The sequence below is a fragment of the Salinibacter sp. 10B genome (assembly GCF_002954405.1).
Taxonomy (GTDB): domain Bacteria; phylum Bacteroidota; class Rhodothermia; order Rhodothermales; family Salinibacteraceae; genus Salinibacter.
Genome location: NZ_MQWC01000004.1, coordinates 4,062,247 through 4,076,290, shown reverse-complemented (window position 1 = coordinate 4,076,290; position 14,044 = coordinate 4,062,247). Strand labels below are relative to the sequence as shown.

Here is a 14,044-nt window from a genome sequence, read left to right as displayed (position 1 = left end):
ACCCTCACCGGGCCGTTTGCCATCCTCACCGGCGCGGTCGCGGGGCTGCTGGTCGTCTACGCCACGCGCTTCATTGAAACGTACGTCGACGACCCGGTGGGCGCCATCGCGGTGCACGGCGTCTGCGGCGCGTGGGGCACGCTCGCGGCCGGCCTCTTCGACAGTAGCGGCTTCAGCCTCTCGCAGGTCGGGGTGCAGGCCCTCGGCATCGCCGCCGCCTTCCTCTGGACGTTCCCCGTGAGCTACGTCGTCTTCTCCGCCGCCGACGCCCTCGTGGGCGGCCTCCGCATCAACGGCGAAAAAGAACAGCTCGGCCTCGACCAGCTGGAGCACGACGTCGACGCCTATCCGGAATTCGGCATGCCCAATGGAAAGGCAAAGCACACGCACGAGCGGGCCGCCGATCGCACGGAAGATCCTGAACCGGTCGGGTAATTGGCTTCCATACGTTTCCTTCGCATGAGTCGCTTGGTGGGTGCTGAAAGGGCCGTCCCTGGAATAGGGGGCGGCCCTTTTCGGTATTTTGGGTTCCGGCGCGGCTATACTCGACAGAGAGACCTCCTCCCTACCCCAAGGATCGGCCAAGGTCGCCCCCCAGATCGCGAAGCCGCTGGTAGGCGGCCTCCACCGACGCTGGAATATCGACGGCGACGATGTATCCTCGTCCTCTCGGCCCATAGCCGTCCGTGTCGTTCCGGAGGCGTGGAATCTCCCCCATCACCAGCGACACAAACCGCTCCATCGTCCACAGGCCCGCCCGGTCCGGGCCCTCGAATGCAAGGGTCCCGCCGTCGGAGCGAATCGCAGGAACGAAGGGTGGACAGTTGTAAAACTGGGCGGGACCATCCCGTCCCCATACGCGTCGGAACGAGGCCCAAGTGCGTCGCTGCATTGTAGGATCCTGTACCAATATAATATTCTGCGGGGCCAGGTCTCGCTTTTGAAGAAGAGCATGTGCATGTTCAGCATTGTCCCCACAGTTCGTAGATTCCGTCTCGGTGAGAATGTTGCTGTCATCAAGGCCGTGAACATTCACGAGAAGATCTTCCAGGATCTCAGCTTCGGCCCGCCCCTCCACGACAACATTCTCGTATTGCGACGCCTCCCGCACTGCCTCCCGCAAATGCACCGTTGAATGGCCGTTGCCCCCAACAATGAGGAGTCGGCGGGCCACCCCGGTTTGCATTCCCTTCGCCACGACCTCAATCGTGGGCAGCACAGCATTGCCGAGAAGGAGAAGCAGATCAGCACGGGGCCTACCGGTCACGCTTGCCACGGCAGACGATGACAACTCCGGCAGATCAGACGCCGCGAGAAAAGACGCTATGGTCGTGAGATCCTCTGCCACACGCGCAGGCTTCTCCATATCGAGAGGCAAACCGCTCGTCGTCATAGGGTCATGGATTCTCGAAACAAGATCTCTTCATCTGTCAGGATACCCACAGAAACTGACTTTCCCCGTTCCTCACATCGAAGTCCGGCGGGGGGACTACACATTCTGCCGGGTGTCTTCATATATTGGAAGCGCTTTTCCTGATCACCGTACATTTACTTTCCCGACCTTATGCCCACTCTAGATCTCTCGGAGTATGGAATTAATGCTGAGACTGTTCTCCGCAACGCCAATCCTGCCCGTCTCTATGAAGAAGCTGTTCGTCTAGACCCTACGGCCGCCATCACCGACAGCGGAGCCCTCACCATCCGCTCCGGCAAGAAAACCGGCCGCAGTCCCGCCGACAAGCGCATTGTTCGTAACCCCGAGAGTGAAGATGACATCTGGTGGGGACCGATCAACATGGGAATCGACGATCACACATTCCATATCAATCGAGAACGGGCTCAGGACTATCTGAACACCCGAAAGCGGATCTACGTGACCGATGGGTTCGCCGGCTGGGATCCGGAGCACCGCCTCAAGGTGCGAATTATCGCGTCTCGGCCCTACCATGCCCTCTTCATGCACAACATGCTGATTCGGCCGTCGCAGGAGGAGCTAGACAATTTCGGTGAGCCGGACTTCGTAATTTACAACTCGGGTGAGTTTCCGGCCAACCGGCGTACCGAACACATGAGTTCAAAAACGAGTGTGGACCTCTCGTTTGAAAACCAGGAGATGGTAATCCTTGGCACGCAGTACGCCGGCGAGATGAAGAAGGGCATCTTTACGGTGATGCACTACTTGATGCCGAAGCGCAATGTCTTGTCGATGCACTGCTCGGCCAACGAAGGTGAGGACGGCGACGTCTCTCTCTTCTTCGGTCTCAGCGGCACCGGTAAAACGACGCTGTCTGCCGACCCAAACCGCAAACTCATCGGCGACGATGAGCATTGCTGGAGCGATACGGGCGTCTTCAACATCGAAGGCGGATGCTACGCTAAGGCCATCGGGCTCTCTCCCGAAGACGAGCCCGAAATCTACAACGCCATCCAGTACGGTACCATTCTGGAAAATGTCGTCTACGATGAGGAAACGCGCAAAGTCGACTACGACGACACGTCCATAACAGTCAATACCCGGGCATCATACCCGCTGGAGTATATTGACAACGCGAAGATTCCCGCGGTGGGCGACCACCCGGACAACATCATTTTCCTCACCTACGATGCGTTCGGTGTGATGCCGCCGGTAAGCAAGCTGACGCCCGAGCAGGCGATGTATCACTTCATCAGCGGCTACACGGCAAAGGTGGCGGGCACGGAGATGGGCGTCGATGAGCCACAGGCCACCTTCTCGGCCTGTTTCGGAGCCGCCTTCCTGGTGTGGCCCCCGGCCAAATACGCGGAGATGCTAGCCGAGAAAATTCGCAAGCACGACGCCGAGGTCTGGCTCGTAAACACCGGCATTACCGGCGGCCCCTACGGCACGGGCAAACGGGTCCCGCTCAAATATACCCGGGCGATGATCGACGCCATCCACGACGGATCGCTACTGGAAACCTCGAAAGTGACGGAGCCGGTCTTCGGTCTGGACGTGCCCGAGCAGTGTCCCGGCGTGCCCGACGACCTGCTGATGCCGCGCGAGACCTGGGATGACCCGGCCGCCTACGACGAACAGGCTGAAGAACTCGTCCGGCTCTTCAACGAGCACTTTGAACAGTACGAGGACATGGCCTCGTCGGAAATTCTCGAAGCGGGTCCCCAGTTACAGATGGCCTAGCCCATCATGTGATGAGGCGCGCAAGATGCATCCGCCTCCCCCGGGATTCCCCACGCTTCATGGATCGTGGCGTGGAGCACCAGGAGAGGAGTCAAACCCCCTGCGCCCGATGCGCGATTTGTCCACTCAAAATCCGACGGCCCGCCGTACCCTCAAACTGGCTTCTGATTGCTCCCTTCCGCCAGCTCTGCTGAAGGAAGAATAGGACGCCTTCCTCAGAGGTCTTTCTCTTTCACCGAAGGGGGTGAAACCGGTGCGAGGGTAGCGCCATCGTGTTCCGCGACTCGGCCGATTCGGGATGAATCGGTGATCGTTCTCTTTGCTTGGCGAGTACAGCTGACTGGAAAACGGAGAGAAGCATACAACGCGCTATGCTCCTGCGTAGGGGAGACATCGCTCCCTCTCGCATCGGGGGATTGCAAATCGCCGGGCGGCCTTGCCAAAAGGCCGTCCGGCGTTTTGCGTTTGCCCCTACCACGTCTCCGACCATCGCCCCGCATTAGACCGCCATCCTTTTCCTCAATTCTAGTCCGCCTGGACAGCCCGTTCGGCTACTTGAACATCGTCGTGCCCGTGCCGCACCATAATCACCGGCACTCGCACCGATTCCACAACCTGTTCCGGGACGCTCCCGAACAGAATTTCTCGAACCGACGGCTTCGTTTCCCCAAGAACAACGGCGTCGTAGTCGGCAGCAATATCAACAATCGTGTGGGCTGGATCGTCAGCGGTAACCGTCTCAAGCCGCAACAGGCCCGCATCAATGCCCTGCCCGGTCATTAGGTCGGCGGCAGGCCGAAGCACGTGCTCACGAGACGTGGCCTCCGACTCCTCTTCTTCAAGGACGTGCAACAGCGTCACGTCGGTGGTCCCATCCCGCACAAGATCAGCCACAAGCGGCGCAATGCGACGAGCATTGGGAAGCCCACGAAGCGGCACGAGAATGCGCTCCAGGTGGGACATCTCAGCCGGGATGAGGACCGCGTCGCAGTCCTCCTCACTGCTAATGCGACGAATCGTATCCAACTGATCGCCGGTAAACACTAGTCGCTGAACCACCTCGCCGCCGGCCTTCTCAAAGGGCTCCGCAATCGTATCGAGGGCTGCGAGGGCCTGTTGTTCAAACTGATCTCGTGCCTGCTCGGGAGACGTCTGCTCCGGCACGGCGTACCAGCCCACGAGAACGACGCGGAGGGATGACAGAAGATCCACGAGCGCAGGGGACAAGGGCGCAGGATTCGGCAATTCGACGTCCACAAGAATGGACGACGGCGCAGTTTCGGTGCGTGTCATGACGTACCGATATGTTCGTGACTGTGGTGGAATGACGTCGTTCCGGACGACCGCCTGAAGGGCCTAGGCAGCCGCACGACGCGTGTAGTTATGCCTCAATCTCGGACAGCGTGACGCTGCGTGCATAGTAGAAATACCACCCCACGGCTCCTCCGAGCACGCCGAAGCCAAGCCCGATGGAGAGTGGGTTCATAAACCCGATCAGGCCAAAGCTGGCCACCGCTCCCAGGCCGGGCACAATCGGAGTCCCCGGGCACCGGAAGCTCGGCTCGTACCCGGCCGGATCGTAGTGCCGAAGCACGAGCAAGGCCACGCAGATGAGCCCGTACATGACGAGGTGAAGCAACGAGGCCACCTCGGCCAACACTTCAACTCGCCCGTACAGGATCAGCCCCACGATGGGCCCTCCTGCAAGCAAGAGGGCGACGTGGGGCGTCCGGTACCGCTCGTTCAGGCGTTGAGCCGCTTTGGGCACGAGATTGTCGCGGCTAAGGGCGTAAATGGACCGTGAGGCGCTAAGAATGGAGGCGTTGGCGCTGGACAGCGTTGCCAAGAGACCGCCGCCCAGAATGGCCGCTGCCCCAAACGTCCCGAACAGCGCACGCCCGACGCTCACAACGGCCGTCTCGCCCAAGGTGGATAGCTGTTCGCTGCCAAGCACACTGGTCCCAACGAAAATTGTAAAGACGTACAATGTCCCTACGAGCAGTACACTTCCGATCATCGAGCGCGGCAGGTTGCGCGACGGATTTTTGATTTCCCCAGCCACCGTGGCGATCTGGACGAATCCAAGATAGGACGTAAAGACAAGGGCAGCAGTCGTGAATACCGGCATCGTTCCGTACGGGAAGAACGTCTCCGGCACTCGCTCGCGTCCAAACACCCCAATCACATCCAGCCCCCCATGTCCCAAAAAGCCAGCAAGGATTACGAGCAGTGTGCCAACGATCCAGTTCTGCAGATCCCCGGTGTTCTCAGTGCCCGTAATGCTGATGCCTGTCAATAAGACGGCCGTGCCCAACGCAATGCCCGCCACCGGCATTGATATGTCCACTCCAGTTTCACGAAGGAGATCTGACAGGTAATGCCCAAACCCCATCAAGTAAAAGGCCGAGGCAAACACAAGGCCGAGCCACTGCCCAAGCCCGACCATACACCCAAACAGAGTGCCCAGGCTGCGCGAGACGAAGTAATATCCCCCTCCACTTTCAGGCATCGCCGTCGCCAGCTCGGAGGTCGGCAATGCAACCAACAGAGCAATTACGGCCCCGATGGCGAACGAAAGCATGGCGGCTGGCCCAGCCTCGCCCGCCGCCAGCCCCGGAAAGACAAAAATCCCAGCCCCCACCATGGTCCCTGTGCCGATGGCAAGCGCCTGTGTGAGCCCCAGTGTTCGCTCCAGCTCTCCCCCCTGATGGACATCGACATCCTCAATGGGAGACTCCTGACTCATGAATTGATCTCAGTTCCGTCGGATGGTGTGTGCGTTTACTGATATTCTCCCCATTTCAGGGTGATTCGACAGTGAGTGCCTGCCGCGAATGTGGTCCTTTTCGGCGACGGGGCAAAGGAACGGGCGCACTGGTTTCTGCTCCCAACGCTGAAGAGCTCCGCGCTTCCATTCCCGCATCTCTCTCCCTACATTTAGACTTCCCCTCGTTTCGTCTCAACGCTCTCCCCGCTCATGAACCTCCGCAACCGTCTCGTCTGGATCACGGGTGCCTCCTCCGGCATCGGCGAAGCCCTCGCCTACGAGTGCAGCCAGCGCGGTGCTCAGCTTGTGCTCTCCTCTCGCCGTGAAGAAACACTCCATGAGGTCCGCACGCAGTGTCCCCGTCCCGAAGAGCACAGGGTCCAGACACTCGATCTTGCCGATCCCGCCTCCCTACAACAGGCCGCTGAGACCGTGCAGCACGACGTCGGCCCCGTCGATGTGCTTATCAATAACGGAGGCATCAGCCAGCGGAGTACGGCCGCCGAGGCAGAGATGGACGTGGTGCGGCGCATCATGGAGGTCAACTTCTTCGGCACTGTCCAACTCACGAAAGCCGTGTTGCCCACCATGCAGAAACGTGAAGCAGGGCAAATTGCCGTCGTGAGCAGTATCGTCGGCAAGTTCGGCACACCGAAGCGCTCTTCCTATGCGGCCTCCAAGCATGCCCTACATGGCTGGTTCGACTCGCTCCGCGCGGAGGTACACGATGAGGGCATCGGCGTGACGATGATTTGCCCGGGATTCGTCAAAACAAACGTGGCCACCAACGCCCTAAGCGCCGACGGCACTCCGCAGGGCGAGGCGGGACGGGACAAAGGCATGCCGGCCCCCAAGTGTGCCGAAACGATTGCCGACGCCATTGAGAGGGGAAAAGATGAAGTCTACATCGGGGGCTGGGAAATTACCGGCGTCTACGCCAAGCGGTTCGTTCCGAGTCTCTTTCGCCGCATGATCCGGCGGTACGACGGGACGTGAGCACTCCGCCCCTAACGATTCGCGGGGGAAACGACGAGCGTATGCAAAAAGCCCGACGGCCGTCACGGACCGTCGGGCCCTGAGCCACCAGGACAATGGCTGATCTCCGCCCCCCCCCCAGTCCAACTGGATTCTCAGGCCTCCTGCATTTCCTTGATGGATTCCGTAATGCCGGCCACCGCCTCCTTCGCATCGCTGAAGAGCATTTTCGTGTTGTCAGCATAGAAGAGATTGTTCGGCACGCCGGAGTACCCGGGACTGAGGCTCCGCTTGATCACGACCACGGTCTCCGCCTCATCCACGTTCAGGATGGGCATCCCGTAGATGGGACTACCCTCATCCTCACGGGCTGCCGGATTCACCACGTCGTTCGCGCCCACGACAATAGCGAGGTCCGTCGTCGGAAACTCCGGATTGATCTCATCCATCTCGTAGAGCTTCTCGTACGAGACGTTGGCCTCTGCCAGCAGCACGTTCATGTGGCCCGGCATGCGCCCGGCCACGGGATGAATCGCGTACTTCACCTCCACTCCCTGCGCCTCCAACTGATCGGCCATCTCGCGCACCTCGTGCTGCGCCTGGGCGACGGCAAGCCCGTACCCGGGCACGATGACCACCTTCTCGGCATAGCTGGCAAGAATCGCGGTATCGTCCGGCGACGTTTCGTTTACAGTCTTCCCTTCCGGCACGTCTGGGCCGCCCACTGCCCCGTCGTCTCCGCCAAAGCCCCCGAGGATGACATTCGCGAGGGAGCGATTCATGGCATCACACATGATGACGGTGAGGATCATCCCGGCTGCCCCCACCAGCGTCCCACTCACGATCAGAGCCGTGTTGTTCAGCACAAAACCCGTCGTGGCGGCAGCGAGGCCCGAATAGGAGTTCAGGAGTGACACCACCACCGGCATGTCCGCTCCCCCGATTGGAATCACGAGCAGGATGCCGAGAAGTAGGGCCGACGCCCCCAGGCCGGCCGCTGCTTGAATCGTAGGCGCAGCGAGCTCCGGAAAGGCATCCGCCATCGCAATCATGACGCCCATGGCCCCTCCGGCCCCAATAAGCAGAAGCACCGTGAGTACTCGCAGTCCGGGAAAGGAAATCGGACTCCCGGTAATCCAGCCGCTCAGCTTCCCGTTGGCCACAATGCTTCCCGAAAAGGTGACCGTCCCGATGAGAATAGAAAGCGAGATGGTGATGGCCGAGACGAGACCGAAGGTAGAAGAGGCCGTGCCCGCAATGTGCTGTGAAAGCTCGGCCCCCGACACGAGGGCGGACGCAAGCCCACCAAATCCGTTAAACACGGCCACCAGTTCCGGCATCGCCGTCATCTCAACCTTGCGAGCCAGAACGAGTCCTATCCCACCGCCGATCACAACCCCGGCGATAATCATGGGCCACGATAAGATCTCCTTCAAAAAGAGCGTAGCGACGACGGCCACGAGCATTCCAAGAGACGCCAGGACGTTTCCCGAGCGGGCCGTGACGGGCGACTGCATACGCTTCAGCCCGAAAATAAACAACACGGCCGAAAGCAGATACGTAAGGTCGATAATTGCGGTTTTCATGGGCAAAACCGTCGGTGGAGAGAGTATTTCTATTTCATGTTGCGCATTCCGTCACCGGGCCTCCTTGCTGCGGGACGCCGAATCAGGGGGACGAAATACGCACTGCGCACGTTGTTCGTCTTTCGGTTCCGGACCTTTCAGGAACCAATTGCCTCCTCAAGGGCCCCTTCGTGCTCAACCGGGAGTGCCGTTTGTCCGCTGCGCCGCCTGCCCGGCTCCGGAAGATTTCTTTTCCCCGAACATCTCCAGCATCCGGTCGGTGACCAGAAAGCCCCCCACCACGTTGATCGTGGCGACGATGAGGGCCGCAAAGCCGATCCAACCCGACCACGGGTCGGTCGTCATTCCGGCGGCGACGAGCGCCCCGACAATGGTAATGCCACTGATCGCGTTCGCCCCGGACATTAGCGGGGTGTGGAGCGTCTGTGGCACTTTCGTCAGAATTTCGGTGCCGACGAACGCCGCGAGGACGAAGATGATGAGGTTGTTTAGCATGGCGGTCTAGGTGGCTGGAACGAACTGCGGATTGGTGCCGCATCTCACGATAAAATCCAAGCGCGCGAGGCGTGATGTGGGGACCGGGCTACGTGAGATGCCCCCTTCACGCATCACGTCTCACACATCACTCCTCTTCTGTCGCCGGTTCGCCAAGACCAAGGGCCTCGCGAACCCGCTCATTGCGAACCTCTCCGTCGTGGGTGAGGCACGCCCCGTCGAAGATCTCGTCGTCGAAGTCCGGCGTGATCGTACCGTCTTCGACGAACTCCTCGATGGTGGCCGAGATCGTTTTCGCGTAGAGCTGGCTGGCGTGCACCGGCATCTGCGCGGGCAGATTGGTGGGGCCCATGATGCGGACCTCCTCTTTCACCACCGTCTCTCCCGCTTGGGTGTGGGCACAGTTGCCTCCGTTCGGAGCCGCAAGATCGACGATGACGGAGCCGGGATCCATGGCCGCCACCGCATTCTCGTTGATGAGCAACGGAGCGGGTCGTCCGGGAATGAGGGCCGTTGAAATTACCACGTCGGCCTCAGCAAGATGGGGCTTCAGGAGTTCGGGCTGCCGCTCCTGCTTTTCTTTTTCCAGCTCCTCGGCGTAGCCGCTTTCATCCTGGTCGCCGTCAATGTCCACCTCCAGTTCCACAAACTTGGCACCCAAGCTCTCAACCTCCTCGCGAGTGGGCTCGCGGATGTCGTACCCAAACACCCTGGCCCCGAGTCGTTTGGCGGTGGCAATGGCCTGCAGTCCGGCCACTCCCGCCCCAAGAACGAGGACCTGTGCCGGTTTCACAGTGCCAGCCGCGGTGGTGAGAAGGGGAAAGAACCGCGGCAGCCGTTCGGCGGCAAGTACAGCCGCCCGGTACCCCCCAATTGAACTCATGGCCGAGAGCGCGTCCATTTTTTGCGCCCGAGAGATGCGGGGGACAAGTTCCATCGCGAAGCTCGTGACGCCTCGCTCCGCAAGGGTCTGTGCCGCCTCGGGGCGGTTGAGCGGATCAAGCAAGCCGACGAGCGCTTGCCCCTCCGAGAAGAAGTCAAGCTCGTCTTCAGAGGGCGGCGCCACCTTGGCAACAAGGTCGGCATCAAAGGCGTCCGCACGGTCGACGACCGTACACCCTGCCTCTTCGTACGCGTCATCGCGGTGGAACGCCTTCGCTCCCGCCCCGGACTCAACGACAATGTCGAGCCCCTCCCGCATCTTCAGAAGCCGGGAGGCTACCTCAGGAACAAGGCTGACGCGCGTCTCATCCGCTTCGGTCTCGCGTGGAATGCCAATCGTAAAGGCCATTTCGTGGTGGGATCGTGTCAAGCGTGACTCTACGGTGACGGTCCCGGCAGTACCAGCATCGCGGTACTGCGGGTGACCTGGGACGATACGTTCTCAGATGGCGTTCACGAAACACTCACTCTTCGATTCCGCCAAGAAACGAACGAGGGACGCCGCACGCAAGCGGCGCCCCTCTCCGTATTTCGTTAAGAATCTGTTGTCATGGGCTCAATCGGCAGTGAGGCGAGAAAGTAGAAGCGCTGTGGCCAAGAGTCCATGACTGGGGGCTGCCACTCCTCTAGCGGTGGGCCTGTTCGAACTCATCCATGAACTGGATGAGTGCGTCCACTCCTTCCTCCGGCATGGCATTGTAGATGGAGGCTCGCACGCCCCCGACGGTACGGTGTCCCGCAAGGTCCATGAGCCCGTGCTGCTCCGCCTGCTTCAGGAAGAGATCTTCGAGGTCTGCATCCTGGAGACGGAACGTCACGTTCATCATCGAGCGGGAGCCCTCGTCGACCGTGCAGTAGTAGAAGTCCGACTGCTCGATGCGATCGTAGAGCTTGCGGGCCTTCCGCTTGTTGACGGCATGGATGGCGTCGAGCCCCCCAATATTGAGAAGCCACCGGGTCACCTTCTCAACCATGTAGATCGGGAAGATGGGCGGCGTGTTGAATCGCTTGCGGACGTGGGTGCCGTAGTCGAGCATCGTGGGCAGCCCGTCCTTCTTCTGCTCAAGGAAGTCGTCGTGCACGAGCACAATGGTCACCCCCGCAGGTCCCACATTCTTCTGGGCCCCCGCGAAAATCAGGCCGTAGCCGTCCAGATCCATCGGGCGGCTCAGAAACTCACTGGACGCGTCCGCCACGATTGGCGCATCGAGCACCGGATCCTGCGTAATCTGGTTGCCGTTCACCGTCTCGTTGGTGGTGAGGTACACGTAGTCGGCCTCCGGGTTGAGGTCCCAGTCCGCCGGATCCGGCACGTGCGTGAAGTCGTCGTCTTCAGTCGAAGCGGCGACGTTCACGTCGCCGACGAGACGCGCTTCCCGAATGGCCTTCGTCCCCCACCGGCCGGTGATGATGTAATCGGCCGATCCGTCCTCCGACAGGAAGTTGAGGGGGGCCTGATAGAACTGCATCGAGGCCCCGCCTTGCAAGAAGAGCACATTCCACTCGTCACCGATGTCCAGGAGGGATTTGATGTGCTCCCGGGCAGCCTCCTCAATCTTGTCGTAGGCCGCCGAGCGGTGACTAATCTCCATGACAGAAGCCCCGGCATGGTCGTACACCGGCAGTTCCTCCTTGGCCTCCAGAAGCGTCTCCTCCGGTAGAGCCGCAGGCCCGGCCGAGAAGTTATAGAGGCGCTCCCCTCGATCCGCCGGGGTGCTCTTTGCGTCGGGTTGAGCCACGTCGTCATCCATGTTTGCGTCGCGGAAATCAAGTTCGAAAACCAGTGCGCAGCGAGAATGTCGGGGCGGGCCTAGTGGCGCCTGTTTCCCCCGTCAGGTAGCACGCTGAATTGTGGACGGTACTCAGGCTGTCGAATGCCGGATTCAACACAGGGTGTTTAATTCAGCATTCGGCATCCTCAGCTTGACGAACCACCAGTCCGCCCCGCTGAACACTTCCACCGTGTCATCCTCACTGAACGTTAACGTAGACAAGGTGCCCCTTCGGTGCAATTCTTTGCCCGGACATTTTCCCGCAGATTACGTCCCGAAGCGCTTCCTTCATGGAAAACTCCAATGTGTTTCTTGGGGCATGGCCACACAAAAAGCCCCTACACGGCAAAGCCATGCAGGGGCAGGGAAGTCTGCATCCGGAATGGACGCTCGAGGACTACGGGGTCACAATGTTGCCACCCTCGTCGTCGGCCCCACCGCCTGCGCCCTCTCCAACGTCCACGAGTTCAATCTCGAAGAGAAGCTTGCGCCCGGCAAGAGGATGATTGGCGTCGATCGTCACGGTCTCTTCCCCGAGCGCCGTGATGAGAACCGGAACCGTCTGGCCGTTTTCGAGGCGCAGCTGGAGCTGCTGGCCCACCTCCGGATCGACATCGTCGGGAATCTGGTCGCGTTCCATTTCCATGACCATGTCTTCCCGGTGCTCTCCGTAGGCCTGCTCGGGCTCAACCTCTGTGGTCTTCGAATCGCCCGGCTCCATGCCAGTCACGGCCTCCTCAAACCCGGGGATCACGCGATTCTCACCAATGGTGAAGCTGAGCGGCTCCCCGTCTTCCGAGGTGTCAAATACGGTCCCGTCCTCTAGTTTGCCGGTATAGTGGACTTGGACCTCATCTCCTTCTTTCGCTTGTGCCACGACGTTAAGTCGGTTTGGTACAAAAAGGCGGTGATTCGAACAATTCAGAATCTATAACGCACCTTAGCAGACAGTGTTCGCCCCGTGTGGCCGTGCCTTCGAAGATTTGATTCGTCTCTGTATTCCCCCGACTATTCTCCAACGCTCTCCTCCCCCAGTACCTTCTGCAAAATGGCAATATCGCGCCACTCTCCCTCCACGAACCCAACCTCTTGCTGTATCCCCACGAGTTCGTACCCGAACTTGCGGTGGAGCGCCCGGCTCCGCTCGTTGTCGGCCCACAGCTTGGCCACCAGATGATGGTAGTCTGCCGATCGTGCCCGCCGGATGAGCGCCTCTTGAATCTTCGATCCCAATCCCTCTCCCGTCCGGGCCCGACGCAGATATACGGAGGTCTCGGCGGTATAGCGGTACCCGTTCCGATCACTGTACTGCTTGAGCATGCCATATCCCAAAACGCCCGTGGAGGCCACCATCACGAGCAGTGCCTCCCGGGGGCCGAGCCCTCGAATGCGGGCCGCCACCCTTTCGGGCACTACCGGTGTCGTTTGCATGGTGCTGTCCCGAGCCGCGATCGACTCATTGTAAATGGCGGCAATGGAAGCGGCATCCGAGGGGCGACCATCTCGAATTTTGGGCATTGTGCACCAACGACAGTGGAAATAGGGACGACCTCAGTCGTGAGTAGAAATTCATTCTCAAGGAAGAAGGGGGAACTTCCCCTCTGGAGTAGGACCAGCCCCGAACTTCCCGGTACTCCAACAGCCCCCCTGCCCCTCCACCTTGGGCACTTCTTCTCGTCAAATTGTGACAGACTGGTCAGGTTCACTGTTTTGCTGAATAAGATGGGGCCTCCGAGCGTTGCACGGACGCATTCATTACTTTCTACAACCAACGCGTGCCCTATCCATGTATCGCTTCCTGCCGCACCTACTCTCTGCTGCTCTTACCCTCGCTATCGTTGCCCTCCCCGCCCAGGCCCAGGACAAGACCCAGACGGCTGACATTGTGCAAACGGCGCAGAACGCCGGGAGCTTTGAGACCTTGGTCACTGCCCTCAAGGCCGGCGATCTCGTATCGGCCCTGAAGGGCGAAGGCCCCTTTACAGTGTTTGCCCCTACCGATGAGGCCTTCGCGGCCCTGCCGGACGGCACCCTGGAGAACCTACTGAAACCGGAGAACAAGTCTCAACTTCAGGCCATCCTCAAGTATCACGTCATTTCGGGAAAGGTAATGGCCAAAGACGTCACGGGACTGTCGGAAGCCGAAACGCTGGAGGGATCCATGATCGGGATCCAGACGATGGACGGGACGGTCACGCTCAGTGGCGATAACGAAGCCACCGTGACGACCACCGACATTGCCGCTTCGAATGGGGTTATTCACGTCATTGATACGGTCCTCATGCCGCCGAAGGAGATGCAAACGTCGGACAAATAAGGAGAAAGGAGGACCTCTCTCCTGAACGCTCTC

At 60.1% G+C, this 14,044-nt stretch carries 12 protein-coding genes and 1 pseudogene; 4 read left to right on the top strand and 9 right to left on the bottom strand.

The features are described 5' to 3' along the window. Positions 1 to 435 (top strand): annotated as a pseudogene (locus BSZ35_RS16670) (ammonium transporter); the annotation flags it as partial. A 130-nt stretch (positions 436 to 565) separates the two neighbouring features. Here the strand turns inward: BSZ35_RS16670 and BSZ35_RS16665 are convergent. Beyond that, positions 566 to 1,393 carry a YdcF family protein gene (locus BSZ35_RS16665; RefSeq protein WP_219846662.1) on the bottom strand — a complete coding sequence of 276 codons (828 nt, stop codon included), beginning with the start codon at positions 1,391 to 1,393 and terminating at the stop codon, positions 566 to 568. A gap of 171 nt (positions 1,394 to 1,564) precedes the next feature. On the opposite strand from BSZ35_RS16665, the gene pckA reads away from it, so the two are divergent. Then, entirely contained in the window at positions 1,565 to 3,157 is a 1,593-nt protein-coding gene (pckA, locus tag BSZ35_RS16660) for a phosphoenolpyruvate carboxykinase (ATP) (protein ID WP_105013498.1), read from the top strand. 525 nt (positions 3,158 to 3,682) lie between these two features. On the opposite strand, the gene BSZ35_RS16655 is transcribed toward pckA, so the two are convergent. Continuing rightward, the gene (locus tag BSZ35_RS16655) at positions 3,683 to 4,450 is read right to left on the bottom strand and encodes a universal stress protein (protein ID WP_105013497.1); all 768 of its coding nucleotides are present in this window, start codon (positions 4,448 to 4,450) and stop codon (positions 3,683 to 3,685) included. A gap of 88 nt (positions 4,451 to 4,538) precedes the next feature. Beyond that, positions 4,539 to 5,903, bottom strand: coding sequence for an APC family permease (locus BSZ35_RS16650; protein WP_105013496.1), 1,365 nt, complete (start codon positions 5,901 to 5,903; stop codon positions 4,539 to 4,541). Positions 5,904 to 6,134: 231 nt separating this feature from the next. On the opposite strand from BSZ35_RS16650, the gene BSZ35_RS16645 reads away from it, so the two are divergent. Beyond that, the gene (locus BSZ35_RS16645; RefSeq protein WP_105013495.1) at positions 6,135 to 6,920 is read left to right on the top strand and encodes an SDR family oxidoreductase; all 786 of its coding nucleotides are present in this window, start codon (positions 6,135 to 6,137) and stop codon (positions 6,918 to 6,920) included. Between the two features lie 134 nt (positions 6,921 to 7,054). On the opposite strand, the gene BSZ35_RS16640 is transcribed toward BSZ35_RS16645, so the two are convergent. The 6 genes from BSZ35_RS16640 to BSZ35_RS16615 all read right to left on the bottom strand — a co-directional run bounded on the left by BSZ35_RS16640 (position 7,055) and on the right by BSZ35_RS16615 (position 13,212). Continuing rightward, a complete protein-coding gene (locus BSZ35_RS16640) occupies positions 7,055 to 8,485 on the bottom strand; it encodes an NAD(P)(+) transhydrogenase (Re/Si-specific) subunit beta (RefSeq protein WP_105013494.1) in 1,431 nt (476 codons plus the stop codon). A gap of 174 nt (positions 8,486 to 8,659) precedes the next feature. Further along, positions 8,660 to 8,980 (bottom strand): NAD(P) transhydrogenase subunit alpha, encoded by a 321-nt coding sequence (locus BSZ35_RS16635; RefSeq protein ID WP_105013493.1) that lies wholly within the window; start codon positions 8,978 to 8,980, stop codon positions 8,660 to 8,662. Positions 8,981 to 9,107: 127 nt separating this feature from the next. Further along, positions 9,108 to 10,271, bottom strand: coding sequence for a Re/Si-specific NAD(P)(+) transhydrogenase subunit alpha (locus BSZ35_RS16630; protein ID WP_105013492.1), 1,164 nt, complete (start codon positions 10,269 to 10,271; stop codon positions 9,108 to 9,110). A gap of 277 nt (positions 10,272 to 10,548) precedes the next feature. Next, complete coding sequence (serC, locus tag BSZ35_RS16625; protein ID WP_181149387.1) at positions 10,549 to 11,673, bottom strand: 3-phosphoserine/phosphohydroxythreonine transaminase; 1,125 nt, start codon at positions 11,671 to 11,673, stop codon at positions 10,549 to 10,551. 418 nt (positions 11,674 to 12,091) lie between these two features. Then, complete coding sequence (locus BSZ35_RS16620; RefSeq protein WP_105013491.1) at positions 12,092 to 12,571, bottom strand: peptidylprolyl isomerase; 480 nt, start codon at positions 12,569 to 12,571, stop codon at positions 12,092 to 12,094. A gap of 131 nt (positions 12,572 to 12,702) precedes the next feature. After that, positions 12,703 to 13,212 carry a GNAT family N-acetyltransferase gene (locus BSZ35_RS16615; protein ID WP_105013490.1) on the bottom strand — a complete coding sequence of 170 codons (510 nt, stop codon included), beginning with the start codon at positions 13,210 to 13,212 and terminating at the stop codon, positions 12,703 to 12,705. Between the two features lie 268 nt (positions 13,213 to 13,480). Between BSZ35_RS16615 and BSZ35_RS16610 the strand changes: the two genes are divergently transcribed. Continuing rightward, entirely contained in the window at positions 13,481 to 14,011 is a 531-nt protein-coding gene (locus BSZ35_RS16610; RefSeq protein ID WP_105013489.1) for a fasciclin domain-containing protein, read from the top strand. The last annotated feature ends 33 nt before the right edge of the window (positions 14,012 to 14,044 follow it).

Bases quoted from the DNA above. Each gene is read 5' to 3' on its own strand.
- BSZ35_RS16665 (WP_219846662.1), bottom strand. From the start codon at position 1,393: ATGACGACGAGCGGTTTGCCTCTCGATATGGAGAAGCCTGCGCGTGTG.
- pckA (WP_105013498.1), top strand. From the start codon at position 1,565: ATGCCCACTCTAGATCTCTCGGAGTATGGAATTAATGCTGAGACTGTT.
- BSZ35_RS16655 (WP_105013497.1), bottom strand. From the start codon at position 4,450: ATGACACGCACCGAAACTGCGCCGTCGTCCATTCTTGTGGACGTCGAA.
- BSZ35_RS16650 (WP_105013496.1), bottom strand. From the start codon at position 5,903: ATGAGTCAGGAGTCTCCCATTGAGGATGTCGATGTCCATCAGGGGGGA.
- BSZ35_RS16645 (WP_105013495.1), top strand. From the start codon at position 6,135: ATGAACCTCCGCAACCGTCTCGTCTGGATCACGGGTGCCTCCTCCGGC.
- BSZ35_RS16640 (WP_105013494.1), bottom strand. From the start codon at position 8,485: ATGAAAACCGCAATTATCGACCTTACGTATCTGCTTTCGGCCGTGTTG.
- BSZ35_RS16635 (WP_105013493.1), bottom strand. From the start codon at position 8,980: ATGCTAAACAACCTCATCATCTTCGTCCTCGCGGCGTTCGTCGGCACC.
- BSZ35_RS16630 (WP_105013492.1), bottom strand. From the start codon at position 10,271: ATGGCCTTTACGATTGGCATTCCACGCGAGACCGAAGCGGATGAGACG.
- serC (WP_181149387.1), bottom strand. From the start codon at position 11,673: ATGGATGACGACGTGGCTCAACCCGACGCAAAGAGCACCCCGGCGGAT.
- BSZ35_RS16615 (WP_105013490.1), bottom strand. From the start codon at position 13,212: ATGCCCAAAATTCGAGATGGTCGCCCCTCGGATGCCGCTTCCATTGCC.
- BSZ35_RS16610 (WP_105013489.1), top strand. From the start codon at position 13,481: ATGTATCGCTTCCTGCCGCACCTACTCTCTGCTGCTCTTACCCTCGCT.